The following is a 23106-nucleotide window of genomic DNA, read 5'->3' on the forward strand; positions in this document are numbered from 1 at the left end:
GCCGCGCCGGCGGACTGCTTGTCCGCCTGGCCGAGCGCCTTAACGGCGGCACCGATGCCGGAGAAGGCGGCCAGCAGGGTGCCCAGGCCCTGGACGGCGGCGCCCGCCGCCCCGGGAAGGGCACCGAGCAGCCCGACCGCGGGCGCGGCTGCCGCACCCATCGCGAAGAGCCCGGCGGCAACCTGGGTGAGGGCCTGGCCGAGGGCGAGCGCCCCGGAGGCCATCGCGGGCAGGCGAGCCAGCCCGGCGACGGTGGAGCCGAAGCCCTCGGCAGCCTGGAGGAACCCCCCGGAGTCACCACCGCCGCCGGCGGAGCCCCGGGCGTTGAGGGGGACGTCGACCGGCCGGGACGCGAGCGTGCGGAACGCCGCGAGGCGGGTGGTCGCGGCGGCGGTGTCGACGTCGACCCGCACGCGTACCGACAGGCCGGTCAGCGCTTCCTTGACGCGGGCGCGCAGCCCGGCCGTCTCGACGTCCAGGTCGAGCTTGACGGTGGCGGCGGCAGCCTCGGCGGCGATCCGGACGCGCTGGCGCAGGTTGCCGGTGTCGAGGCCGACCCCGACGCGCACGTACGCGGCGCGGGCTGTCGCCGCCCGCACCTTCTCCGCCAGCCCGGATGTGTCCGGGTCGACGGCGACCTTGATGCGGGCGCGGGCGGCCTGCGTGGCCGCCTGGACGCGCTGGCGCAGCCCGGCAAGGTCGACGTCGACCGTGACCTTGATCCGGGCGCGGGTGGCCTGCGCGGCGGCTTCGACGCGCTCGCGCAGCCCGGAGGCATCCGGGTCCAACCGGACCTTGGCCCGCAGGTTGCGCACCGCCGCGTCGACACGGGCCTTCGCGTCCGTCGCGAACCCCGACGAGTCGGCGACGACCTCGACGACGAGGCGACCGGAGTCGATCTCCTCAGCCACGCCCGGCCGCCTTTCCGGTACGGCGCAGCACGGCGACAGCCCGGGCCATGCCCTGCCCGGCCTGCTCGTGCCCGCGGCCGGCCCTCAAATAGGCCGGACGCGGCAGCTCGACCGGCCTGCGCAGGCGGTGCTCCGCCGCCAGTACCGACACCAGTTCGACCAGCTGCGCCAGCAGCTCCTGCGTCAGCCCCCAGCGGTCCGCGCCGACCTCTGCCCCGTCCCGGCGCAGCAGGGCCTCAGCAGGCAGCCCCCGCATCAGGGTCAGGAGGCGTCGAGTGCCGACGAATCCAGGGTCACCAGGCCGTCGCCAGACACCGCGGGCGTCGAGCCGGTAGTACCGCTGGAAGTCGGCTTCGAGGTCGTCCCAGCGCTCGAAAGCAACTCGGACGGCCCCATGAGTTCCCCCAGGCCCGCACCGCCCGGGAAGTACTTCGCCCAGACCGCGCGCACCAGCTCGAAGATGTCCGGGTGGCTGGGGCGCTGCTCCATCAGCCGTGCGAACCCGTCCTCCCCGAGCAGACGGCGGCCCATCTCGGCGGCCGCGGCAAGCAGGTCGGACGGCAGCGACGGCTCCGAGCCGAGCACGTCCACGATCAGGCTCGCGGCCTCGGTCTGCTGATCGCCCTGCGCCTGCGCGGCCTCCACCAGGGAACGCAGCAGCAGCGGCAGGTACGGGATGCCGACCAGCGGCTCCCACACTGCGAGCGGCAGCTCGGCCGGCAGCATCGCCACGGTGGCGCCGCCGAAGATCAGCGGCTCCTCGCCGACGGTGTACTCGGCCTTGGCCGCGCGGGCCTTCTCGGCAGCGGCGGCCAGACGGCGCTCACGGGCGGCGTCGAGGTCGATCCCGGCCATGTCGGCTCCTCGGTCTGTCGGCAACGGATCGCCGCAGACGGTAGGAGCCCGTCGCGCTAGCGTCGCGCCGAGGCTTTAGAGCCGAGAATCCTGATGTCCATTCAGATTTCTCAAGTCAGCATGAAGGGTCATGAGTTGAGTACGCCTAGGAACCTGTGCTACATACCATCTCTCACGTGACTGCACCTTGGGGACTTCCATGACTTCTCAGCAGCCATCACCCCTCCCGCCTGGGGAGACCGGCCCCACCGCGTCCGGCACAGCGCCCGGACCTGGGTCGGGGGGAGGGGGCGGGCAGGCTCCGCCACCCCCGCCCAGCCCTGGGGCAGGAGAAGAAGCGGCGCAGGCCACTCCACCATCACCCAGCCCAAGGTGGTGGAGGAACGGCACGATCATGGCTCCGCTGATCGCGGCACTCGTCCCCACATTGATCTTCGGATCGATTCAAGCCTGGCAAACGACCCAGGGGAACGATTCAAATAAACGGAGCGCGGACGCCGCAAGTGCGGGCGAGCAGCGAGAAAAGCAGAAGGACGCCGAGGAGAAGGAGACCGCCGCCGGCCGGCCGGTCTCAATTACCATGGGATCGCCCGACTACTTGGCGGTCAACTATGCCATTCCCGGCCGGACGTACGATCTCGGCGACCTGGCGAAACGAACAGACTCGTTCGGCGATTGGCTAACGAAAAATAAGGCTCGCCCCATCAGCCTATATGCCATCAGGTTCACGATCAGGGCGCTTCGCGATGAAACTGCGATCATTCAGAATTTCAAGCTGAGAGACCGCGACTGCCCGAACGAGGTGGCCACAAGCGTCGAAGAGGTGATCAACCGTCCCAGAACCTTCGCCGGAACCCTCGTCTACCCTCCGCCAATCGGTGGATCGGGCGAGGACATCAAGCGCACCGTCATCGGTTTCGAGGTGAGCCAGTACGACGAAGCTGCAAGAAGCCTCTGGAGTGGCTATCCGAAACCCGGGAAGGTCTCAGGTGGAAAACCAACTGAGATCATGTTCGGCAAGCGCTTCACTGAGCGCCCGGTCGTCTTGAACAAGAAGGATGCGCGCACCTTCGACGTATTCTTCGCCGCGAAACTGGACTGCACGTTCTCTCTCGAGGTGAACGTCACCAGCGGTAATGACGATCTCTGGATTCCAATTAACGCCGGGGCGCGAGGAGAAAGTGAAGGCTCGATCGCAGCAGCGGAGGAACCCTACGACACACTCGTCAGGCCTAAGAGCGACGGTACAGCGATGGAACTCGGGAACCCTCTACGAGAGGGAGGGGTTCCTGGGCTGAGCATCACCGCCGACGACATCTCTCCCGGCTCGTAGGAAAGGAGTTGGGCCTGTCCACGGCGATGCCCCGGCCGAAGGGGAGGCCGGGGCATCGCGGGATCGGGCGACCCCAGGGGGGAGAGGGCTGCCCGACGTGATCCACAGTAGGTGCACGGGCCGCGAATGGGCACAGCCCCAAAACGGTTACTGACGAGGGAGGTTCACGGCGCCGCCGGGGTGAAGCCCGGGTCGTCGGTCAGGTCGTACCACGGGTCGACGGTATCCCCGCCGATCACCTTCAGCTCCAGCGGCAGGGTCGACTCCGCGTCGTTGGGGAACTTCTGGTTCACCGAGGCGACCTGCTCGCACAGCGGCACGATCCGCCGGTAGTGCTTCGCGCCGTCGACCAGCTCGACCACCGCCGCGAACTGCTTGCGCCCGCCCACCTTCGGCGGGTTGAACCGGTAGAAGGACTTGCCGCCCTGAGCGACGCTCGTGACCTCGCCGCCGCCGTACACCGCAACGATGTTGCCGGCGTTCCACTCCTGGAGCTCGACCTTGACAGTCGCGGCATCCTCGGTCTGGATGGTGCGGGCCGCGTACCGCAGCTGATGGCTCCGCAGCTCCTCGAACTTCGGGTCGGTGTTCCACTCCAGGCTGCCCGGCTTGAACAGCCCGGCCTCCTTCCACCCGGACGGCATCGCCGCCACCGGGTCCGTGGGCGCGACCGTACCCGGCGCCGCCAGGTACAGACGGGCCATCTGCGCAACGAACATGCTCTCCGCGGGCACGACCGGCCTCCTCAACGCGGACCGCCAGAAACGAGCCGGACCGTAGGCCGCGCCGAGCAGTAGCGTCGCGCCGTCACCGCGCGTGGGGCTGTCGCACAACTCGCGCAATTTCCCCCATCACCCGGTCGGCGGGTGCGCGGTGACGGCAACCACGGCGACGTACCGGGCCTGGCCGGTCGGCTCCGGCAGCCACCCGCCAGCCGACAGCGCCCGCACTGCTGTGACCACCGGCCGCCCCGGCACAGCGGACTGCTCAGCCAGCTCGTGCAGGGCCTTGATCGCGGTGGCGAACCCCCGGCGCAGCAGAGGACGGGGCGTCGACCGGTCCAGGTCGCCGAGCGCCTCCACCTGAAGGTGGAAGGTGGCGGTCCAGCGCCAGCCCGGCACAGAGCCCCCGGGAATCTGGGTGATGCGGATGCGGGGGTAGGGCGGGGTGTTGCGGGCCCCGACCCGGCCGGGCCCGCCGAGCGCCTTCGTCAGCTCGGCGTGCCCGGACAGCCAGGCGACAGCCAGTTCCTCGGGGTCGAGGGCGGCCAGGTCACCCACTCGCCAGCCCTGCCGCCTTGTTCGCCGTCGGCTTGGCCATGGCCGGCTTGCTCTCCGCCGGCGCGAGGGCCTTGGCGACCGCGGCCGAGTCGGCGGGGTCCACGTCGGCGACGTACCCGGCGCCGATCAGCTGCTGGGCCTCGTAGTGCGGGACCTCGATCTCGTCGCCGGGCAGCAGCTGCTCGCCGCCCCGGGTGAGGTGATGGGCGAGGACGATCCGGACGCTGTCGGGCTGGGCCATGGCGGTTCCTTCGTGCGGGAGTGGGTGACCGGCGAAGGAAAGCAGGGCGCGACCGCTACCGTCCGCCCCGCCGCACCGGACCTTGCGCTGGCCCAGGTACGGTGCGGCGGGTCAGCGGTGCCGGGCGGCGACCTGGGAGGCGGCACCGCTCATGAAGTGCGTGCCGTCGCCGTGCGCGAACTCCGCCTCGGCAGCACGCGGGAAGTCGCAGACGACTTCCGCCCGGGTACGCGTGCCGTCGATGGCGGCCTTGCCCGCCGAGATCGTCGCGGCGACGGCTTCCGGGTCCTCGGTGACCGTGCACCGGCACCCCGCGGTCTCCTCCACCGGGCCGTCGGGGTCGCGGGGGCCAGAGAGGGTGGTGTTGCCCACCGAGAACGGCAACGGCGCCGGTACGGTCTGGCCGTCGGCGGCCTGGTGGCTGGGGCGCGCGCGGCCATCTTCCTGGGTGTGCCAGGTCTTGGCCGCCGGGGCTCGCCGCCGGGCCTCCTCCTCGACTTCCCAGGCCAGGCGCTGGGTGTGTCGCAGCATCAGCGGGGCGAGGCGGCGGGCGATGTCGGAGGGCAGTTCGAGGTGCGCCATCACGGGTGTCCTTCCGGCCGGGTGCCGTCCAGGACACGGGCGCGTGCCTTGATCCGCACGTAGGCCAGCGCCGGGTCGTCGGTGTTCGCCAACTGGTCGGCCGCGAGGACGGTCCACTCGGCTCCGGTGGACGGCTCCACCACGACGTCACCGACCAGCAGGGTGCCGGCCTGCGCGTCCAGGGCCAGGTGCCACGTGCCGTCGGGCTGCGGCACGGCACGGCCTGGCCACCGTCCCCGCAGCGGGCCGAGCGGCCCGGTCACCTCCGCGCCGTGCGCGTCCAGGACGGGCACGCCGCGCGTGCGGACACCGAGCTGCCGGTCGGCCAGCAGGACCGCCATCAGAGCCCACCCGAGCCGAAGTGTCCGGGGATCGTGAGCCCGGGCGGGTTCGGCCTCGTCGGGGCCTGGTAGACCCGGCGGCCGCGCAGCCGCCACCGGTCGGTCGTGGCGAGGTCCGGCGGCGCGAGCATCACCGGCGGCTCGGCCGCAGTGTCGTAGGTGACCGACTGGCCCTCCACGGAGGCGGAGGCGACGCGACGCTGGCGTGCGGGCGCGTCCGCCAGCAACGGGTGGTGGCACGCTGTCGCGCGGACCCACAGGCGCAGCGGGGCGGTCTGCGGGTCCGCGCGGGCGTCGATGCCGGCGGTGTAGGTGACGGTGTACGTCGGCGTGCCGAAGGGGGCCGACGTTGTGCCCGTGTCCAGGACTGCGGAGATGACCGCGATGAGGGGGCCGTGGCTGAGCACCCAGCCGTCCGCCCCGGCCCGGACACCGCTCTCGGTGTACTGCGCGGGCAGCAGCGGCCGGCCGAGGTGCGCGGTCAGGGTGTCCTGGGCGTCCTCGACGGCGATCTCGATGCGCTGCCGTACCGGGTCGCCGAGGGGGGTGGGGTAGCCGAGGCGGCGGGCGACGTCCTCGGCTGTCACGATCAGCTCCACCGTCGTCCTCCTCGTGCTGCTGGGTGGCGAGGAGGGACGGTAGGTGGCGGCCGGGGGTCTTGTCGCTCCGGGCCGCCACCACCATTGTCCGGCTACCGGTCGGTGAGGGCCGTCTGCGGCCCTCCAGCCGGGGGCGCTACTGGAAGAGGGGGCTTCGGCACGTCGCACCGGGGCACGCCCGGCACGTTGATGATGCCGAGGACCGCTGCGATCAGGAGGGCGTGGTGGCTGTTCTTGGCGCAGAGATCAGCGCGCGCGGTGAGCAGGAGGTACTGGGCTTGGGCATAGCGGATCCCAAGTTTCGCGGCGGCTTTCTCCTGGCTCATGTTGCAGGCGAGGAGGGTCAGCAGGGCGGCGGTGTGGGCGGAGAGAGACACCTCGCCCCAGGCAAGCTCGCTGGGTACGACCTGCTCAGGCCGCACGTAGCCGCGTGCGAGCACGGCGAACATGGTCTGGAGCCGGCTCTTCATCCGCAAACCGGTGCTGATCCGGTGGTAGACGTGTTTCACCTGCTTCGCATTGGTGCAGTCCAGCTCGCCGAGTTCCTCGTACGACATGCCGTTCATGTAGCCGATCAGAAGCTTCACCTCGTGGCTCGTCAGTTCCGGTCGCGGTCCCGAGGCCACGTCGAGAGCTTCGAGCAGGTTTCCGCCCCACTCCAGCGCGGCCTTGGTGTCGTCGCCTCCCTCGAACGGTCGGCGGGGAGTCCGCTTCCCCACCCGCGGTGCCTCGGCCTGGAGCAGCGCCTGCGTTGCCCTCGCACGGCGCAGCCGCTGTATCCACCGGCCCCGGACCTGGCCGGGACGGTGACGCAGAACGCTCCTCACCGCTCGGCCACCAGATCGCATCGCAGGGCCGGGGCGCGGCCCACCTGCGTCTGTCCCGCCAGCCTGGCGCTCGCTCACGAGTTGGTCACCGCCCTGATGCGACGCTGAAGACGGTCGGTGTCGTGGCTGCTGGCGAGTTCGGTGTACTGAGCGAGGCTGGTGGAGTACCAGTCCATGGCGGCGTGGCGTTGGTCGGCGCGTAGGGCGGCTTGGCCCAGGAACTCCATGGTGTGCGCGGTCCAGTGGGGCGCGCGGAGGGAGCGGAACTGCTCCAGGGCCTTCACGAGGGCGCTGGCGGCCAGATCGTGGGCGCCCGCCAGCGAGTGGGCCTCACCGAGGTAGGCCAGCGCTCGTGAGATGTTGAGCGGGTCCGGGTCGGTCAGGCTGGAGAGAAGCGTGCAGGCCTCTTGGAGAACTGGCACGCCGGCGGCAGGGTTGCCCTGCCGGGCGTACGCCGAGCCCACGAGGATCAAGGCGAGGGCCTGGCCGCGCGCGTGGCCGAGCCGCTCGTAGCGGGTGGCGGCGGCGGTCAGCTGCGGCATGGCCTCCACGTAGCGGGCATCGGCGTGCAGGCACGCTCCGATGCCGCTGCTGCACTGGGCGATTCCCTCGAGATCGCCTTCCGCGAGGGTACGCGCGCGCTGGAGGCAGGAGGTCGCCTCGTTGTACTCACGGTTGTCGCGCAGGCCACCGGCGAGCGCAACCAGCATCTCGCGGATGGCCACGGTGTCGCCCCAGCGCTCGGCGGCGGCCAGGCCCTGGCGGTAGCTGGGAATCCACAGCTCGTGGCGTGTGTAGAGGAACAGCGGCCATGCCGCGTGAGTCACGCAGGTCGCGGCCTGGTAGTCACCGTGCCGAGTGGCGGCGGTGATCGCCGGGAGCAGCGCGCCGGCCATCGATTCCAGCCAGGCGAGCGCCACATGGCCGACAGCGAAACGGACGGGCTCGGCGGGCTCAGGCCGGCTGGCGTGCCCCAGCACGCGGTGATGGGGGGTGAGGACCCGAGCGGCGTTGTAGGCGGTGGTGGTCAGGTAGGCCAGGTAGCGCTGGAGGACGGCCGTACGGGTGCCGGGCCCGTCAGCGAGAGCCAGCGCCCGGTCGGCCGCCTCCGGGCGGATCGTGTACACCGGGCCGCGGGCGGCGACGACTCCGGCGTGCTCCAGCAGGTTCTTGGCCGTGAGTTCCCCGAGCCATTTCCTGGTGTGGCTGGTGAGAGTGCCGGTGGAAGCGGCGACGGCGTAGACGTCCAGATCCGGCGACGGAAGGTCGGCGATCTGGGCGAGCAGGCGTCGTTCTTCCGGGGACAGTCGGTCGATGGTGTCGGTGATCGTCATGAGCAGTGTTCCTCGTAGGGATGGGATCGGCCGGCGCTGGGGCCGGGCTGGTCTCGGGCGGCAGGCCGCCTCAGAGGTCGTCGGGGCGGGCTGCCTCTCGGAGTTCGGCGGCGACGCACTGCTCGCCGATCGTGCGGCGCAGCAGGGCGAGGACCTGCCTTGAGGCGGTCGGCGCCCGTGGAGGTGGCGCACGCCGCGGGCGGTGAGGGTAGGAGGCGCTGCGCCGCTACCCCTCTGCCACCGCCAGCACCAGTTCACCGTCGACGACGGTGGCCGTGCTCGCGGTGACGATGGCCAGGGCCGCCCGGATCAGACCGTCGTGCGACAGGCCCTGCGGGTAGTTGCCGAGCTGGGTTCCCTCGATGGGGTCGTACTGCTCGGCGAGGAGGCCGAGGTCGCTTCGCACTGCCAGCAGCCGGTCGAACAGATCCCGGGCGTCGGTGTTCCTGCCGATCAGAGCGAGGGCTTCGGCCATCCAGAACGCAGTGGCGAGGAAGGCGCCTTCGTGGCCGGACAGCCCGTCCACGTTGTCGGCCGCATCGGCTCGGGTCGGGTAGCGCTGGAGCATGCCGCCGCCGGCGGCGAGTTCGCGTTCGATCGCTTCGACGGTGCCGATCACCCGCTTGTCGTCCGGCGGCAGGAATCCGACGCGGACGATGTGCAGGAGGGAGGCGTCCAGGTCGTGGCCGTCGAGGTACTGGGTGAAGGTGTTGCGCCCCTGGTCGTAGCCCCGGGCGCACACCTCGGCGTGGATGGTCTCGGCGGTCGCCGCCAGCCGCAGCAGGGTCTCCTGGTCGGCGGCGCCGTGGCGTCCCAGCACGCGCACGGCGCGGTCGAGGGCCACCCAGGCCCACACCAGGGAGGAGACGTACCGGCGCGGGGTGCCCCTGCTCTCCCACATCCCGTCGTCGGGTTTCTCCCACAGTTCCTCGGCCTTGAGCGCGAGGCCGAGGAGCAAGTGGTCGGCGTCCGGGCAGGGCGAGATGCCTGCGTCGTCCATCTGGGCGAGCAGGTCGGCGAGTTCGCCGTAGACGTCCAGCTGGTGCTGGCCAGCGGCGGCGTTGCCGACCCGGACCGGCGTGGAGCTGCGGTAGCCCCGCAGGTGCGGCAAGTCCTCTTCGGCTGGCACCGGGCCGCCGCCGAGGCCGTACAGGGGCTTGAGGTCGTCCGGGTCGACGTGGGCGGTCAGCCAGTTCCGGTAAGCGGTGGGCTCCTCGATGAATCCCAGCACCAGGAGGGACTGCATCATCCACGCGGTGTCGCGAGGCCAGGTGTAGCGGTAGTCCCAGTTGCGCACGCCGCCGATGGGTGCGGGCAGCGAGGTGGTCGGGGCCGCGACCGCGGCGCCGCCGAGGTCGCACAGGCCCTTGAGGGTGAGCGCCGAGCGGAGTACGGCGTCCCGGTGGGGGCCGTCGTAGGTGCAGGCGGATGCCCACCGCGTCCAGTACCGCTTGGTCTCCTCCAGCGCGGTGGTGCCCGTCAGCGGGGCGGGTGCCGGGCTGCCGGTGCGTGTCCACGTCAGCGCGAAGACCAGGCTCTGTCCGGCCTTGAGCGGCATGTCGCAGGAGGCGCTGCCGCCGAGGTTGACGCTGTGACGGGGCGCGTCCAGCCAGTAGGTGTCGCTGCCGGCCGTCACGCGCAGCCGGGGTGTGCCGTGGCCGACGTATTGCAGGCTGGGGGTGAGTGAGCCGTAGTCGGGGCGGGGCCGGAACTCGGAGGCCAGGCGGACCATGCCGCTGCGGCAGGTGGCAATGCGGACGACCACCGGTGGCGCGTACCCGGTGGCGTCCGGGGCGGGCAGGACGTCGGTCACCTCCAGCACGCCGCTTTCGGTGTCCCAGGCGTGTTCGACGGCGAGGGTGTCGCCGACGTAGCGGCGCCGGCTCTCGGGCGGCGCGTTGGTGTACGTGGCCGGGCCGAGGCGCCAGGAGCCGTTCGAGGGGGTGCCGAGGAGGCTCGCGAAGACGGCAGGGGATTCGAAGCCAGGCAGACACAGCCAGGTCATCGTGCCGTCGGGCCGGGTGAGCGCTGCGGCGCGCGAGTTGCCGAGGAAGGCGTGCTCCTCGATCAACGGATCGGGCACGGTTGAACTCCTAAGGTGAGGTGGCCAGTTGGTGGGGTTGCGGCCCTAACCCGGACGGCCGCCATGGGTGGTGCGGGAGGTGCGAACGCGCGTGAGCGCGGTGTCTTCGCCGGGGCGCGGCCACGGCGATCCGCAGCAGGCCTCTTGCGGGCCTGCCAGCGTGGGTGGTGCATCCGGTCACGGACCAGGGACGGCTTCTTGTCCAGGGCGACCGGTGGGCAAGGATTCGGCGCCGACCAGCCGCAGCACCGGGAGACGTCCCCGGCCGCGCTGGTCGCGGGTCAGGTGGAACAGCGTCCAGCCATTCCAGATCCCGGCGCGCGCCGTCAGGCCGCCGTAGCTGGTCTCGGCGCCCCAGACCATCTCGCCGGGCGTGGCCAGGAGAACGGGCCGCGGCTTCGCGGCGTCGGGCAGCTCGCAGCGCACCAACTTCTCCGGCGTCGGGCCGCCGGGTGCGTGGACCTCGGCGCGCAGGCCGTCTTCGTACAGGGCGGTGGTGGAGGTGTAGCAGCGGGGCGTGCCGGTACCGATCGTCGCGGAGACCGTGGGCGTGCCGGGGTATCCGATGAGCAGGAGCACCGGGATGCCGGTGCGGGCCACAACGGCGGCGGCCTGGTCGCCCGGTGTCTGCGTAGTGTGGGCGGTCATCCTGCGGCCTTCATGACGGCCGCGTTGCCGAGGTTCCAGTGCCAGGGGGAGCCCGGCAGCGGGTCGGTGAGGAGGGTGGTGAGCCGCAGGTCGGCTTCGTGCTGCCAGTGGGGTTCGTCGCGTGCGTAGCTGGCGGCGGCCAGCCACGCGCTCACCGCGAACGCGGGGGTGAGCGCCTCACGGTAGGTGCGGCCGTCGGCGTGGCCGGTCACGTCGAGGCCGTAGGCGGCGGCGAACTCCTCGAATTCGGCGGGGTCGGCGCCTAACGCATCCCGGCGCCAGCCGTACGCGGCCAGGTCCCCCAGGACCGGCCCGACCGACATGCGCTCGAAGTCAATCAGGTGGGCGACACCGTCGGCGGTGACGATGCAGTTTCCCTGGCCGACGTCGCCGTGCAGCGGGGCCATCGGGCCCGGCCATGCGGCGGCCTGCCAGGCCTCGCGGGCCGCGTGGAGGAGCCGGTGCAGGCGTTGGCGGTCTCGGGCCGATCCGGCCGGGAAGAGTCCGTCGATGCCCAGGAACAGGCGGGAGAACGGGTCGATGGCCGGCAGGCGCAGGCGCGGCCCGATGGGCACCGGCAGTGCGTGAAGCCGACGCAGCAGGAGCGCGACCTGGTGCGGCGTGGCCGGGATGGTGCTCGGGCCGAGGTCTTCGGTGAACAAGACGTAGACGGTCTCGTGCCCGGTGTCGTGGCGGAACGGGTAGCGTTCCTGGCCCACCGGCCGGGCGGCCGGTATGCCGTGGCTCATCATGTACCGCGCGGCCTGCGTCTCCCGGTAGGTCTCCGTGAAGGTGGCGCCGCTGCGGGCCTTGGCGATGACCTTGCTGCCGGGCAGGCGCCAGGTGTGGTTCCGGCCTGGCTGAAGCAGCTGCGCACCGGTGGAGTCCAGGTGGTGCTTCCTGGCGGCCGCGCGGACGGCTGCCAGGCTGTCTTCTGGTGTCAACGTTCGTCCCGGGTTCGGTCGTTCGCCGCAGATCAGCGGGCGGCGAGGGTCTTCTTCGAGGTGGTGGGCGCGGCCTTGGGGTGGTACGGGGCGCAGGAGGGGCAGTCGGGGTTGCGGGGGTAAGTGATGGCGCGGGGCGTCTGGTCGGCGGGGGCGATGAGGCTGTGCCGCTGGATGGTGCCTGCCGGGTTGGTGCTACGGGTGCCGGTGAGGTGGGTGAGGGCGGCGTGGGCGGCGTAGGTGCCGGCGAGCAGTGCGCTGGTGGAGATGACGGGGTTGCCCAGGGGCCGGGGCAGGGCAGCGGCGAGGACGTCGCCGTGGGTGCCGGGCAGGCCGTAGGCGGTGGCGTCGAAGTGGCGCAGGCATTCCCAGCAGGGGCCGTCGCCGACGCCCGGCGTGTAGAGAGCGGTGCTGATCAGCGGGCCGTGGTAGCCGGGGTCGATCCACGCGCAGGAGGTGGTCAGGGCGGCGCGGTTGGCGGTCAGGCGCAGGTCGTCGGGTTCGTCGGCGGCGAGGATGAGCAGGTCGCACCGGCGCATCAGGCGCGCGAACTGCGCCTGGAAGGTGACCTGTTCGGGGTACAGGTCGATGTCGAGGTCAGGGTGGCGCTCCAGCAAGCGATCCCGGGCGGCGTCAACTTTGTACCGGCCGATGTCGGCGTGGGTGTAGAGGAGTTGACGGTTGAGGTTGGAGTCCTCGACACGGTCGTGGTCGGCCAGGATCAGGCAGCCGATTCCGGCGCCGGCCAGTGCAGCCGCGACGGTGAGGCCGACGCCGCCGATGCCAACGACAGTCACCACGGCACGAGCCAGGATCTGCTGGACGTCCGCACCGGAACGACCGGGGTCCTGGTCGACCATCTCCCAGTACTCGACGCCGCGTTCGTGGAGTCGGGCGCTGCCGGGGTCCAGTCGGATGGCCCGGCGGGCCGGGACGGCGTCCCGCACGTGGCCGGCCCGGGCGAGGTCGAGGAGCAGCTGGGCGACCTGGGCGGCCGAGACGTCAGGGTGGCGGCTGGTGACCGCCTGGCTGATCTGGTCTTCCGTCAAGGCACCGCCCAGGAGTCGAAGGAGGTGTCGGCGCCAGCCGCCCGGGTCTGGCAGGGTGCTCGCGAGGCCTGGCAGCGAGCCGATCTGGATTCGGCCGTCCGGTCGGATCGTGGGCTGGTGCTCGGCGCGCAGGCGGGGGTGACTCACGGTGGGGCTCCTCGGGTCGAGGGCGGGGTGGGGGCGGGGCGGGCCCGGCGCGCTGCCGGACCCGCCGCTGACGGTGCCGGTGCGCTACTGGCCGGAGACGGTGCAGCCGAGCAGTTCGTGGGCGGCGGCCGGGCGCAGACCGCTGTCCTGGGTCTGCTCGGCGTCCTGCGGGTCGGCGGTCGCGGTGCCAGCGGTGGTGTGGGTGGCGTCCATGACGTCCTCCTGGGTTTATCGAAAGGAATGGTGGCGGATAAGCCGGAACCCATGAAAGCATTCACGAGCCCTCCCCGGAAGTACTTTCTGGGGATTTCCCAAAAGGGTCTTTCATGCTCTTTTTGGGCAGCATTTCACCCCGCCTCTGAATTATTTCCGGGGCGGTTTCGAGAAAGGGTCTAGAAGTGGCTGATTTCCTTTCCAGCCTGGACAGTGCGCTGGCCGGGTACGCGGAGCTAGTGCCGACGGGGGAACTGGTGCCCTCGGTGGAGGAGCTGACCCGACGGTTGCACGAGGTGGCCCGGCGTGCGCCGGGATTGTGCCGGATGCGGCGGATCGGCAGTTCGCGTCAGGGGCGGGCGCTGGACGTGCTGTCGGTCGGGGCAGGACGGCGGCCAATGCTGGTGGTCGGTGGCCCTCACCCGAACGAACCGGTCGGCTACGCCACCATCGCGTTCCTGGCCGAGCTGGTAGCAGCCCGGCCGGAGTTGCGCGACGGGCTTTCGTGGCATTTCCTGCCGTGCGTGGACCCGGACGGCGCCGCCCTGAACGCGGAATGGACAAGCGCCCCGCTCGACCTGCACACCGAGCACCGCCATTTCTTCCGACCGGCCTTGGCGGAACAGCCGGAATGGACTTTCCCCATTCCATGGCGGCAGGGCGTCCACCGGTTCGGCCTGCCGGAGCAGCAGGCGCTGGCCGACCTGGTGGACGAGCTGGAACCGGCCGCCGTCGTGAGCCTGCACAACGCCGAGTTCGGCGAGCCCTTCTTCATCGTGAGCCGCGACGTGCCGGGCCTGGCGGCCCAGCTGGCTGCGGTCGCCGCACGGCACGGCCTGCCGGTCGGCGAGGCCGCCCCGTCGGACGTCGTCGGCTGGCCGGTCCTTGGCGACGGCGTCTACCGCATGCCGCCGATCGAGGAGTTGGTGATCCGCGACCACGACCGGCAGACCCCGACGTACGGCGCGCACCTGACCCACCACGCCGCCCGGCACGGGTCTCTCACCCTGCTGCCGGAGGTCCCCCGCTGGCACGCTGGCACCCGGTTCGACAGCGGCTCGCCGACCGCCCTCACGGCCCTGGCCCGGGCCCTGGCCGGTGAGAGCAACGAGGTACAGCGGCTGCTGGAGCAGGCTGGCCCGCACGACGATGTGTTCGCGCGCGCGGCCGCCGACACCGTGGCTGTGGCCGACACCGTCGCCCACTCCTGGCTGCGGCGGGCCGAGGACTCCACCCCGGTAACGGGGGTGGAGCTGGCCGAGGCCCACTACGCCCGGGTCGTCCTGACGCTGCGGTCGAACGCGATGGCCCTGCGCTCCATCGCCGAGGCACGGCCCGAGCGGGACGCACCGCACGTCCGCACGCAGCTGGAGAAGGTGCTGGCCGAACGCGCCAACCGCTGCCGGCGGCGGCTGCGCATCCGGCCGGTGGAGCTGCGCCGCTTGGTGGCGGTGCAGGCCTGCGCCGCGCTGGCGGCCGCCGCCCTCACCCGGTAGTCCGCGGTACCCGCGCGAAGGCCTTTCGCTCTGCGGCGCGGGCCGGCGCGGCCGGGTGCGGTTCACGAGGCACCTCCGGCCACGCAGAACGGGCACGGCGGAACAGTGGCGTTCAGGACCGGTGGCGCCACCCCGTGGAGCCGGTAGACCGCTGCCGCGTTCCACGAGGTGCGCATCCGGGCACGGACGACCGCCAGGTGGTTGGCGACCGTGTTCTCCGAGACCTTCTTGCGGGTGGCGATCCACGAGCGGGTGCCGCCCTCCGCCAGTGCCTGGAACGAGGTCACCGCGGTGACGGAGATCGGCGTCTTCAGCACGCCCCGGGGCGGGACCAGCAGTCCCGTCCGGCAGGCGACGTCGGTGATCTGCGGCGAGGTCGCCGCCCCGAGCTTGAGTCCCAGCGTGCTGAGACGGGTCCGGACGGCGTAGTCGGACGCGCGGGTGTGCTCGGCGATCTGCACGGCGCTGAGGTCGGCGGCGAGCAGTGCCATCACCTCGCCCTCCTTCGGCGTGAGGTCGGGGTAGTGCCCGCATGGGCGGACCCGTGGCTCCTCCAGCACCGGGATCTGGTGCTTGAGGGCCCGCTCGTGAAGAGGCATCTGGTCGACGCCAGCTTCCGCCGGCGTGTCGCTGGTGGAGCGCATCAGGGTCGCGCCTTTCCGGCCTGCCGTTGCGCAGGCCGTCGCGGTCGATCGTTGTGTGGGGCTGGGAGCTGACCGTCCCCAGGGGCGCGCAGCGGCACCACCCTGCGCGCGCCCGCGCCTGGGGACGGTCAGCGTGGGATCGGCCGTCTCCGATCCGTTCTGGCCTGGCCGTTCGGCGGGAGGTTAAACGGCCGGGCCAGGTGCCCGCTACGGCCCGAGCAGCCGGTCGTAGCGGGGTTCAGGGGTGGCCGTGGCGCAGGCGGGCATCGGCGTGCCGCAGGGCCACGGCCAGGTCTCCGAGGTCGGTCGGTTTTCGTTCGCCGTCCGGGAGGACGAGCCAGCTCCTTCCGGAGAGCCGCTGCATGCCGGGGGCCGGCATCGCGACCGTCAGGGGGTCGGCTCCGTCCGCTGGGCGGCCGATCAGTCGGGTCTGCGGCATGTCCCACTGCGTGGCAGCGCGGGTCGTAACCAGGAACTCGATGCACCGGTCGGCGCGGTTGTGCAGGACTGGGCCGACCGGTACGTCGGCCTGCCACAGGTCCGTCAGCGCGGCCAGGCCTTTCTGCACGTCGCTGATCCGCACGACGTTGAAGAGCTCGCCGGTCTCGATGTCGGCGAGCCGGCCCGCCTTCCACTGGTCGATGGCCGATGCCGGCTCCCGGTTGGCAGAGGCGAGCCAGGTCGCGCCGAGGTTGAAGTTCGGGGCAGCCGCTCGGAGTCGGCCGCGTCGCGTGTACGTCATGAGGGTCGTTCCCGTCAGACCGAGCAGAGCAGGTCTTGGATCGCAGGCTCCGTCTCGGCGCGAGCGGCCCGGGTGACGTTGATGATGTAGACGACGTTGCCGTGGGTGATCGCGATGGCGTGGGGGCGGCCCTTGGCGAGGTCGTCGGCGGCCCGTCCCTCGGCGGACGGGGCATCCAGCCACAGCAGCTGCTCGTCGCCCTCCGGCAGGCCGAGGTCGACGGCGAGAGCCTCGACTCGGTCGCGCAACGCCCTGACGGCCAGGCGGACACTGCCTGCGCCGCCGCTCCAGAGCGTGATCGGCTGCCCGAATCGGTAGTAGGCAGTAACCGTGCACCAGAACGGCGCTGGCGGTGTCCAGGGTCGCTCCCTGAGGAAGACGTTCTGGTCGGTCACGCGGTGGCGCTGCGGCGTGGAGGGCCTCGGACGAGGCGGTACGGGCCTCCGTCGGCGGCCGGGCGCGGGCCGCCGGCCGAACACCTGGGCAAGTTGGCTGAGCAAGGTCACCGCGTGGCTCCTGGCTTGTCGTCGGCGAGACGAACGCTCGCCCATACCTTCTTGGTTGTGGCCGTCGTCGCCACCCCCACGGCGAGCGCCAGGCCGTCGACGAGGATCAGTCCGCGGCCGTGCTCTCCACGGAACATGAAGACCTCGGGCAGCAGCCGGTCGGGCCGGGAATCCTGGACCTCGACCTGGCAGGTGCCGCTGCTCTCGTCAAGCTGCACCACGACGGGGTCGCCCGGCCTGCTGCCGTGCCGGATGGCGTTCGTCACCAACTCCGTGAGGATGAGCAGCAGATCGTCGGCACAGTCGCCGTTCACGTCCCATCCCCACTTCCCCAGTTCCGACCGCACGCTGTGACGCACCATGGGGACCACGGCCGTATCCGCCCCGAAGGTGCCCTTCCAACGGCGGACGGGCTTCGGCTGTTCGACGGCCACCATGTGCATCGCTCCCGTCAGCAGGAGCGCCTGAACGCCCCGTTCTTGGTTCGCTTGCAGTGATCAACCCTGGACTGGGGACGCGGACATAACCACTGGCAAAGCAGGGACACTTGATCTCCATTCCGGTGAGCCGAGGGACAAACCATGGACAGTTCGCGGACACTTCTCCCCGGCCTGTGTGATCTCCGGGCCGGCGGTGGTAGGCAGGGAGCGACGCAGTTCGCACGGGCTGCGGCGAAGGGTGCGCAATGAACCTGTTCGATGCCTTAGTCATCAAGTCCGGTATGGACTTTCGCAACTTCTTGTCCGAGTACCGGCGGGCTGCCGCGTTGCTCTACGAGAAGACCGGTGATCTCTCCTTCAGGAACGTCGCCCTGACGGAAAAGAGCTACGCGCGGTGGCGCTCCGGACAGGTCACTCGGCCCCACCACCCGGCGCCCGCGATCCTCAGGGAGCTCTTCGGCAGGCCGCTGGACGAGCTCTTCGCGCCCTACACCGACGAGCAGGCCCAGGCGCTGCGGACGGCAACCGCTCCTGTGTTCGACGAAAGTGAACTCGCCATGACTGCACGAGATGCCCGCGCCCACGCCTCGGATGCGGCTGCTCAGCTGCTGCCCGACCTCACGCTCGACCAACTTGAGGACGATCTGGTGGGCCTGGTCCAGGACACCAGTACGAAGCCGCCGCACCTGGTCTTCGTGTCGGCGACGGAGGTGCTCGGAGTCTCAAAGGCGCTGCTGGATCGCACCCAGGTGCTCTCGCAGCGCCGACGCCTGTACCTTGTGGCTGGCCAGGCTTCAGCGCTTCTCTCCGCCTGCGCCTTCGACCTTGGCGCGATACCTCACGCGTTCGAGCTGGCCCGGGCAGCTGCGCTGTACGGCCAGGTTGCCGAGTACGGGCCCCTCCAGGCCTACGCGCACAGCTACTTGGCCGTTCTGTACTACTGGACGGGCAAGCCCGCCCAGGCGGTCGGCAAGATCGAGGAGGCCCGGTCATTCCCCGATGTCGGTGCGACGGGCAAGGCCCGGCTGGCCGCGATCGCGGCCCGCGCCTACGCGCACCGCGGCCGGGCCGAGGATGCCCAACTGGCTATCGGGGAGAGCCTGGTCGATCGCGGCCCGGCCGAGGATGACCTCCATGGCATTGGTGGCGAGTTCGACTTCGACCTGGAGCGAGTCGCCATGAGCAACAGCTCCACCCTGCTGCTCCTTCAAGACGGACCGGGAGCTGAGACATCCGCCCGCCGATCGCTGGAACTGATCGCGGCCCGCTCGACCAGTTCCAGCCCGCTCGTCGTGGCTCCCCAGGCCCGAGCCGACCTGGCGTCCGCCCTGCTGATGCGAAACGACCTGGACGGAGCCGCCGAAGCTCTCAGCCCGGTGCTCGGCCTCCCCCGGGAGTGGCGCGGGGCCGGACTCACAGCAAGGGTCAACACGATCCAGGCCGCGCTGGCATCGCCCGCCTTCCGCGACGCCCGACTCGCGCAAGACCTCGCGGAGCGGATCGAAGCCTTCACCCTCGTGGCTACCCCGCAGGTCCTGGGCCCCGGTGCGGTAAGGCTTGCTCTCGGCGGGAGCAACGGTTAGCCCACGCTCGCCAGGACGGCGTGCTCCTTGTCCGGATCAATTCCGTGCTTCGCCCAGCGCCTGTGCGGGACAGGCATGTTGCCCTGGCTCAGCCAGGCCCACGTGTCGGCCACCGTCTCCGTGAGAGGTCGGCTGGCGAAGCCGGCCGTAACCGCCGAGGACGAGTCGATGGCGGACGTACCCGGGTGGCTCCACCACAACGGTAGCTCGGTCCACTGGCGCAGCCCATGGCGAAGCAGGACCTCGTCCTGCACCCACACCAACCTCCCGGTGCTCCCGGTCACGTCCAAGCACGCCTGGAGTAGCCTGCCCATCGTCTCCCGCCCGATCGGCGCGGCAAGGTTGTGGACTTGGTGGCCGACACGCAGGGCTTGGTCGAGCGCAAACACAGCGGCATCCCGGACATCGACAGGCTGGATACTCCTCGAGGGATCGCCAGGCGCGAGGATTCGTCCGCCCCGCTTGGCCCGGTGTAGCCACCACGGCAGGCGCCCAACGTACTCCCCGGGTCCAAGGAGCACGCCCGGCCTGAGAAGGCTCGTCCGGGCGAGTCCGAACGTCTCGGTCACCGCGCGTTCTGTGCCGGCTTTCCGTCGCCCGTAGAACGGGTTGATGCCCGACGTCGCCTCGGGCGGCTGTCCGAGCTCCGGACCTGCGTTGGCTGGGGCCGCCCACACCGCCGAGTCGGTACTCAGGGGTTCGGTGGGCCAGCCTTCGTACACCGCCACCGTGGACACGTACACATACCGGTTGGCGACCGGTTCCAAGGCGCGGGCACCGGCCAGCACGTCACGTGAGCTGAGAGCCGAGGCGGACGTGTCGATCACGGCGTCCCAGGGGCCGTACTCGGCCAGCCGGGCAAGGTCGTCGGGCCGCTCTCGATCACCGTGCACTGCGGTCGCTCCGGGCATGGTGCTTCCGGAGCGTCCACGCGTGAACGTGGTCACTTCCCAGCCCCGTGCCAGCGCGCCGGCCACGACGGCCGGTCCCAGGAACCAGCCGCCGCCCAGGACGAGAATCCTCATGAGGTTGATCCTGCCAGCCGCCGGCTCCACCCGCAGCCCTGAAAGATCAGAAGGGCTCTCACCGTCTCCGCCCGGGCCCGTTGCGGGTTCAGGCCTGAAGGTCCTTGCCGAGGAGGTGGTCGAAGACCATGCTCCACCAGGTGTCCTCCGCGGCGAAGGCCTGGGGGTCGCGGGCGGTGAGGTAGTCGCGGAGCTTGCGGGTGTAGTCGTCAGCTTCTTCGTCGGTCCTGCCGTGGATGTGCTCGTAGCGCAGGCCGATGCGGTACAGGAACTCGGTGAACTGCGCGAGCGTGGTGTTGACGATCTCGGCGGCGGGCTGCTCTCCGAGCTGGAGCAGGATGATGTACCCGTCCTCCAGGTCGAGGCAGAATCGTCCGTCGGTTGCGGCGGGCGGGCCGCCGAGGCACAGCACGTTGACGACTGCGTCGCCGGTGTCGATCGGGACCAGAGCGAACGCAGAGGGTTCGCCGGTGACGTTGATGGTGAAGAACGCGTCGAGGTGAGCGGGCAGGCCGACGTCCGCGAGGGCGTCGACGTCGGCATCCGGCAGGTTGTTCCGGACGGCTTCCTCACGGGGGAGCGTGATCACCCCCTGGGGGCTGAACAGCTTCGTGAGTTCTGCGTGCGTGGCCACGGTGCTCCTCGGGCGATCGGATGGTTCAGACAGTGAGGTTACGCGGCGAGGCCGCTGAGCCGCAGCAGCTGGTACCAGTGGCTGCTGTCCAGGTCGTCGGGGGCGACGCCAGCGAGGTCTTGGAACCGGGGGGATGCCACCCAGGTTCGGAAGAACTCGTCGACGCTGCCTGCGATCGGCTCGATCCGGCAGCCGGTGAACCAGACGTAGCCTTCGTCGGGGGCCCGCCACACGCTCCCGTCACGGTCTACGAGCAGCGGGTTTTCGCATGCCAGGCCGAAGAAGAAGAACCTGGATGTGTCTTCAACGGGTGAGCCGTCGGGAAGTTCGGCTTCCTCCAGTCCTTCGGGGAACTGCCTACTCATCAGCTCGCTGGCGGTGAAGAGCATTGTGGAGTGGGTCAGGTAGAGGCCGTTGGAGGCGGCGAGCAGGCCGGCGACGCCCGCAGGGATGTCTGGCGGGATTTCGTCGGGGTCGGCTCCGGCGGGAATCCCTGGGTCCCAGAGTTCGAGTTTATTCTCGTGTGCGGCCAGGGTGTCACGCAGGAGCGCGATCGTGCCGGGAATGTCGAGATCCGTCATTTCCATTTCACTTTGACCTTGATGGGTGTTCCGTCCGGGGAGCGGCTAATAGTTCGCCATAGTTGCGCGGTTCCGGTTTCGTAGTTCGTTGTTTTGTCTAGCATTCTAAGGTTCTGCCAGTGGTCGAGTCCACCGGCCTGCAAATCTATGACATGGTCTGGCTGCATTGTTGTGCGAACAGCCAGTTTGGCCTTCTCGGCCAGCTCGGGATTGTCCTTATTGTTCTTCAGGATCAGGTGAATGAGGGCACCCTTGTAGGTGTCCGTGATCTCACGGTCGCGCAGCACCTTGTTGGTTGCCTTGTACATTTCGCCGCGACGGCTCGCCCCAGCCAGGCTCTGAGCCTTCCAAGCGAACGCCGACCTCGGCATCCCCGGCTTCCACTGGATTGCCACCGTGACCGGAGGTTTCGTCGGATCCGGGCCCTGCACGTGGTCGGGCGCTGTTCTCAGCGCCTTGACCTGGGCCTCTGATCGACTGTTGATCTTGGTGAGCATGGTCGCCAGGGCCTTGTCGTTCTGATGATGGTTCCTTGACGTGTGTTCCAGGCCCTGCTGGACAAGCCGAAGATGCCGGTGGAGGTCTCTTTCGGCCTTCCGAATGACGTTCATGATCTGCTCCGCGCCGTGAACGGCCGCGTTGGCCAGCGGATCTTTCCCTCGAACCTTCTTCAACCTGTTCGCGACATGGTGCGTGTGTCCGCCGGCCGTGGCCTCTAGGTGATCCGCGTGTTCACCCATTCGCTTCGCGAGCTGCGCAGTCTCCTCGTGGTTATGCCGGATGTCCGCCATTTCCGCCCCCTGTTACAGCTGCTCCGAGATCAGTGTTCTTGGCGCCTTCGACGCCTGAGCCAGCCACCGATTTCCAGTTGACGCCGTTCTGGGCTCCGGCGGAAATGCTGACGGCTTGGATCGCGAGATCCGTTGCCATTCCGGCGAGAGCGTTCATGATCGGAGCCTTCGCGATCTCCATGAGCTGGGCCACGACCTGCTGCTCCGCTTCCTTGAGGAGCTTCTTCACCGCGATCCGCGTGACCTGCGTGGCGCCCAGCGCACCGAACTCGGACAGGCCGAGCGTCAAAGGCGCCGCTGCCTGAGCTGCAACCACCTCGCCGGCGAGGATGCCCAACTGCACGATTGCCGCGCCCTTCGCACCCGCGATCACGAGGGCGACCCCATCAAGGGCGGTGGCCAGCATCCGCCCGCCCTCAGCAAGGTTGTGCAAGTGCTTGCCGTTGAGCTTGTTCCAGTGGGCCTCGAACGCCTCGGTGGCCGGTCCGACGTTCTCCGCAAGCATTCGCTGAACCGCAACGACCGTGCCGGCACGGCCGTTGTCGACCTCGTCGGCGAAGCTACGCAGAGCGGTCGCCATCTCGTTGAACTCGTCCTCGTCAACGTTCGGCCAATGGACACCGATAAGATCAAGGAGCCAAGCCAGCTCGTCGGGAAGAACTACGCCCATCTGATCGCCCCCTGCGCCGCTTGGTCCTGACCGACCGGTAGGCCGCGCTTCCCCCTGCCGCACGGCCACTACGTGCGGATCGCAGGCTACCAGCCTGCCGTCGGCAAGCGAACGGTGCGCGGACTCCAGTGCTCCCCACTCAGCCATCAGCTAGAGCGGTTGAGCAGCCAGGACGGCTCGCTCGACAACCAACAGGGTCGACCTGGTCCTCGAGATTGGTCACGGGCGTCTGCTGGCTTCAACACCAGGAGCCTGCCCCAGCGGTCGGGACAGGCTCCGTCGGATCACTGTGGCTGCTCCCAGCCGAGTGCCAGCCGGAGACGCTCGAACTCGTCGCGCGGGATCGACTGGGTCGGCACGTAGAGCAGTTGCGTGACCGTCCGGTGGGTTCCGGGATAGGTGCGGGACTGGTAGATCCGTAGCCGGGCGAAGACGACGGTCTGCTCGGGGTGGGTGAGGTCGAACAGCTGCTCCAGGTCGTGGGGCAGCGGGGTGCCGTCCTCGTCCACCAGCTCGGCGTGGCCTGTGGCCAGGGGCTGGTGGGCGGTGATTCCCGGGGTAGGCACATCGGGCTGGCTCGGCTCTGGTGCAGCCGTGCGGCTGGGCG

At 70.2% G+C, this 23106-nt stretch carries 28 protein-coding genes and 1 pseudogene; 3 read left to right on the forward strand and 26 right to left on the reverse strand.

What is annotated here, in order from left to right:
* From KS423_RS04105 to KS423_RS04115, 3 genes and pseudogenes are all read right to left on the reverse strand, one after another.
* Positions 1-911, reverse strand: a pseudogene (locus KS423_RS04105) (hypothetical protein); the annotation flags it as partial.
* Positions 904-1167, reverse strand: coding sequence for a hypothetical protein (locus tag KS423_RS04110; protein ID WP_224274920.1), 264 nt, complete (start codon positions 1165-1167; stop codon positions 904-906). The pseudogene KS423_RS04105 and the gene KS423_RS04110, both read right to left, overlap by 8 nt.
* 5 nt (positions 1168-1172) lie before the next feature.
* A complete protein-coding gene (locus tag KS423_RS04115; RefSeq protein ID WP_224274922.1) occupies positions 1173-1766 on the reverse strand; it encodes a hypothetical protein in 594 nt (197 codons plus the stop codon).
* A 394-nt stretch (positions 1767-2160) separates the two neighbouring features.
* On the opposite strand from KS423_RS04115, the gene KS423_RS04120 reads away from it, so the two are divergent.
* The gene (locus KS423_RS04120; protein WP_224274923.1) at positions 2161-3099 is read left to right on the forward strand and encodes a hypothetical protein; all 939 of its coding nucleotides are present in this window, start codon (positions 2161-2163) and stop codon (positions 3097-3099) included.
* Positions 3100-3263: 164 nt separating this feature from the next.
* On the opposite strand, the gene KS423_RS04125 is transcribed toward KS423_RS04120, so the two are convergent.
* The 13 genes from KS423_RS04125 to KS423_RS47175 form a co-directional block, all read right to left on the reverse strand.
* Positions 3264-3833, reverse strand: a complete 570-nt coding sequence (locus KS423_RS04125; protein ID WP_224274925.1) for a hypothetical protein — start codon at positions 3831-3833, stop codon at positions 3264-3266.
* Between the two features lie 117 nt (positions 3834-3950).
* The gene (locus KS423_RS04130; RefSeq protein ID WP_224274932.1) at positions 3951-4379 is read right to left on the reverse strand and encodes a hypothetical protein; all 429 of its coding nucleotides are present in this window, start codon (positions 4377-4379) and stop codon (positions 3951-3953) included.
* Positions 4372-4620: a hypothetical protein gene (locus tag KS423_RS04135; protein WP_224274934.1), complete on the reverse strand. Its 249-nt coding sequence runs from the start codon at positions 4618-4620 to the stop codon at positions 4372-4374. Before KS423_RS04135 ends, KS423_RS04130 begins: the two co-directional genes overlap by 8 nt.
* Before the next feature lie 111 nt (positions 4621-4731).
* Positions 4732-5202, reverse strand: a complete 471-nt coding sequence (locus KS423_RS04140; protein ID WP_224274936.1) for a phage head morphogenesis protein — start codon at positions 5200-5202, stop codon at positions 4732-4734.
* Complete coding sequence (locus KS423_RS04145; protein WP_224274938.1) at positions 5202-5543, reverse strand: hypothetical protein; 342 nt, start codon at positions 5541-5543, stop codon at positions 5202-5204. The genes KS423_RS04140 and KS423_RS04145 overlap by 1 nt, the downstream gene beginning before the upstream one ends.
* The gene (locus KS423_RS04150; protein WP_224274940.1) at positions 5543-6142 is read right to left on the reverse strand and encodes a hypothetical protein; all 600 of its coding nucleotides are present in this window, start codon (positions 6140-6142) and stop codon (positions 5543-5545) included. Before KS423_RS04150 ends, KS423_RS04145 begins: the two co-directional genes overlap by 1 nt.
* A gap of 92 nt (positions 6143-6234) precedes the next feature.
* The gene (locus tag KS423_RS04155; protein ID WP_224274941.1) at positions 6235-6861 is read right to left on the reverse strand and encodes a hypothetical protein; all 627 of its coding nucleotides are present in this window, start codon (positions 6859-6861) and stop codon (positions 6235-6237) included.
* Between the two features lie 182 nt (positions 6862-7043).
* The gene (locus tag KS423_RS04160; protein ID WP_224274943.1) at positions 7044-8303 is read right to left on the reverse strand and encodes a lipopolysaccharide assembly protein LapB; all 1260 of its coding nucleotides are present in this window, start codon (positions 8301-8303) and stop codon (positions 7044-7046) included.
* A gap of 226 nt (positions 8304-8529) precedes the next feature.
* Positions 8530-10386, reverse strand: a complete 1857-nt coding sequence (locus KS423_RS04165) for a glycoside hydrolase family 15 protein (RefSeq protein WP_224274944.1) — start codon at positions 10384-10386, stop codon at positions 8530-8532.
* 177 nt (positions 10387-10563) lie between these two features.
* Complete coding sequence (locus tag KS423_RS04170) at positions 10564-11034, reverse strand: hypothetical protein (protein ID WP_224274946.1); 471 nt, start codon at positions 11032-11034, stop codon at positions 10564-10566.
* Positions 11031-11978 carry a phosphotransferase family protein gene (locus tag KS423_RS04175; protein WP_224274948.1) on the reverse strand — a complete coding sequence of 316 codons (948 nt, stop codon included), beginning with the start codon at positions 11976-11978 and terminating at the stop codon, positions 11031-11033. The genes KS423_RS04170 and KS423_RS04175 overlap by 4 nt, the downstream gene beginning before the upstream one ends.
* Before the next feature lie 32 nt (positions 11979-12010).
* On the reverse strand, positions 12011-13174 hold the full coding sequence (locus tag KS423_RS04180; protein ID WP_224274949.1) for a ThiF family adenylyltransferase: 1164 nt from the start codon (positions 13172-13174) through the stop codon (positions 12011-12013).
* Positions 13175-13258: 84 nt separating this feature from the next.
* Positions 13259-13387, reverse strand: a complete 129-nt coding sequence (locus tag KS423_RS47175) for a hypothetical protein (RefSeq protein WP_263454467.1) — start codon at positions 13385-13387, stop codon at positions 13259-13261.
* Positions 13388-13572: 185 nt separating this feature from the next.
* On the opposite strand from KS423_RS47175, the gene KS423_RS04185 reads away from it, so the two are divergent.
* The gene (locus tag KS423_RS04185) at positions 13573-14883 is read left to right on the forward strand and encodes a M14 family zinc carboxypeptidase (RefSeq protein WP_224274951.1); all 1311 of its coding nucleotides are present in this window, start codon (positions 13573-13575) and stop codon (positions 14881-14883) included.
* Positions 14884-14945: 62 nt separating this feature from the next.
* Here KS423_RS04185 and KS423_RS04190 read toward each other — a convergent pair whose 3' ends face one another.
* From KS423_RS04190 to KS423_RS04205, 4 genes are all read right to left on the reverse strand, one after another.
* Positions 14946-15482 carry a LuxR C-terminal-related transcriptional regulator gene (locus KS423_RS04190; RefSeq protein WP_224274952.1) on the reverse strand — a complete coding sequence of 179 codons (537 nt, stop codon included), beginning with the start codon at positions 15480-15482 and terminating at the stop codon, positions 14946-14948.
* A gap of 283 nt (positions 15483-15765) precedes the next feature.
* Entirely contained in the window at positions 15766-16269 is a 504-nt protein-coding gene (locus KS423_RS04195; RefSeq protein WP_224274954.1) for a hypothetical protein, read from the reverse strand.
* Positions 16270-16283: 14 nt separating this feature from the next.
* Positions 16284-16664 carry a hypothetical protein gene (locus KS423_RS04200; RefSeq protein ID WP_224274955.1) on the reverse strand — a complete coding sequence of 127 codons (381 nt, stop codon included), beginning with the start codon at positions 16662-16664 and terminating at the stop codon, positions 16284-16286.
* Between the two features lie 107 nt (positions 16665-16771).
* Positions 16772-17212, reverse strand: coding sequence for an ATP-binding protein (locus tag KS423_RS04205; protein ID WP_224274957.1), 441 nt, complete (start codon positions 17210-17212; stop codon positions 16772-16774).
* A gap of 248 nt (positions 17213-17460) precedes the next feature.
* Between KS423_RS04205 and KS423_RS04210 the strand changes: the two genes are divergently transcribed.
* Positions 17461-18798, forward strand: coding sequence for a hypothetical protein (locus KS423_RS04210; RefSeq protein ID WP_224274959.1), 1338 nt, complete (start codon positions 17461-17463; stop codon positions 18796-18798).
* On the opposite strand, the gene KS423_RS04215 is transcribed toward KS423_RS04210, so the two are convergent.
* The 6 genes from KS423_RS04215 to KS423_RS04240 all read right to left on the reverse strand — a co-directional run bounded on the left by KS423_RS04215 (position 18795) and on the right by KS423_RS04240 (position 23065).
* Positions 18795-19823: an NAD-dependent epimerase/dehydratase family protein gene (locus KS423_RS04215; protein ID WP_224274961.1), complete on the reverse strand. Its 1029-nt coding sequence runs from the start codon at positions 19821-19823 to the stop codon at positions 18795-18797. The two genes, KS423_RS04210 and KS423_RS04215, sit on opposite strands and share 4 nt — an antisense overlap.
* 88 nt (positions 19824-19911) lie before the next feature.
* On the reverse strand, positions 19912-20457 hold the full coding sequence (locus KS423_RS04220) for an SUKH-4 family immunity protein (protein ID WP_224274962.1): 546 nt from the start codon (positions 20455-20457) through the stop codon (positions 19912-19914).
* Between the two features lie 38 nt (positions 20458-20495).
* Positions 20496-21038, reverse strand: coding sequence for a hypothetical protein (locus KS423_RS04225; RefSeq protein WP_224274964.1), 543 nt, complete (start codon positions 21036-21038; stop codon positions 20496-20498).
* The gene (locus KS423_RS04230; protein WP_224274966.1) at positions 21035-21829 is read right to left on the reverse strand and encodes a hypothetical protein; all 795 of its coding nucleotides are present in this window, start codon (positions 21827-21829) and stop codon (positions 21035-21037) included. Before KS423_RS04230 ends, KS423_RS04225 begins: the two co-directional genes overlap by 4 nt.
* Complete coding sequence (locus KS423_RS04235) at positions 21810-22499, reverse strand: hypothetical protein (RefSeq protein WP_224274968.1); 690 nt, start codon at positions 22497-22499, stop codon at positions 21810-21812. Before KS423_RS04235 ends, KS423_RS04230 begins: the two co-directional genes overlap by 20 nt.
* Before the next feature lie 284 nt (positions 22500-22783).
* Positions 22784-23065 carry a hypothetical protein gene (locus tag KS423_RS04240; protein WP_224274969.1) on the reverse strand — a complete coding sequence of 94 codons (282 nt, stop codon included), beginning with the start codon at positions 23063-23065 and terminating at the stop codon, positions 22784-22786.
* Between the last annotated feature and the right edge of the window lie 41 nt (positions 23066-23106).

Origin of the sequence: Streptomyces sp. LS1784 (assembly GCF_020103755.1) — a bacterium.
Classification (GTDB): Bacteria; Actinomycetota; Actinomycetes; order Streptomycetales; family Streptomycetaceae; genus Kitasatospora.

Bases quoted from the DNA above. Each gene is read 5' to 3' on its own strand.
- KS423_RS04110 (WP_224274920.1), bottom strand. From the start codon at position 1,167: ATGCGGGGGCTGCCTGCTGAGGCCCTGCTGCGCCGGGACGGGGCAGAG.
- KS423_RS04115 (WP_224274922.1), bottom strand. From the start codon at position 1,766: ATGGCCGGGATCGACCTCGACGCCGCCCGTGAGCGCCGTCTGGCCGCC.
- KS423_RS04120 (WP_224274923.1), top strand. From the start codon at position 2,161: ATGGCTCCGCTGATCGCGGCACTCGTCCCCACATTGATCTTCGGATCG.
- KS423_RS04135 (WP_224274934.1), bottom strand. From the start codon at position 4,620: ATGGCCCAGCCCGACAGCGTCCGGATCGTCCTCGCCCATCACCTCACC.
- KS423_RS04140 (WP_224274936.1), bottom strand. From the start codon at position 5,202: ATGGCGCACCTCGAACTGCCCTCCGACATCGCCCGCCGCCTCGCCCCG.
- KS423_RS04145 (WP_224274938.1), bottom strand. From the start codon at position 5,543: ATGGCGGTCCTGCTGGCCGACCGGCAGCTCGGTGTCCGCACGCGCGGC.
- KS423_RS04160 (WP_224274943.1), bottom strand. From the start codon at position 8,303: ATGACGATCACCGACACCATCGACCGACTGTCCCCGGAAGAACGACGC.
- KS423_RS04170 (WP_224274946.1), bottom strand. From the start codon at position 11,034: ATGACCGCCCACACTACGCAGACACCGGGCGACCAGGCCGCCGCCGTT.
- KS423_RS47175 (WP_263454467.1), bottom strand. From the start codon at position 13,387: ATGGACGCCACCCACACCACCGCTGGCACCGCGACCGCCGACCCGCAG.
- KS423_RS04190 (WP_224274952.1), bottom strand. From the start codon at position 15,482: ATGCCTCTTCACGAGCGGGCCCTCAAGCACCAGATCCCGGTGCTGGAG.
- KS423_RS04195 (WP_224274954.1), bottom strand. From the start codon at position 16,269: ATGACGTACACGCGACGCGGCCGACTCCGAGCGGCTGCCCCGAACTTC.
- KS423_RS04205 (WP_224274957.1), bottom strand. From the start codon at position 17,212: ATGGTGGCCGTCGAACAGCCGAAGCCCGTCCGCCGTTGGAAGGGCACC.
- KS423_RS04210 (WP_224274959.1), top strand. From the start codon at position 17,461: ATGAACCTGTTCGATGCCTTAGTCATCAAGTCCGGTATGGACTTTCGC.
- KS423_RS04215 (WP_224274961.1), bottom strand. From the start codon at position 19,823: ATGAGGATTCTCGTCCTGGGCGGCGGCTGGTTCCTGGGACCGGCCGTC.
- KS423_RS04225 (WP_224274964.1), bottom strand. From the start codon at position 21,038: ATGACGGATCTCGACATTCCCGGCACGATCGCGCTCCTGCGTGACACC.
- KS423_RS04230 (WP_224274966.1), bottom strand. From the start codon at position 21,829: ATGGCGGACATCCGGCATAACCACGAGGAGACTGCGCAGCTCGCGAAG.
- KS423_RS04235 (WP_224274968.1), bottom strand. From the start codon at position 22,499: ATGGGCGTAGTTCTTCCCGACGAGCTGGCTTGGCTCCTTGATCTTATC.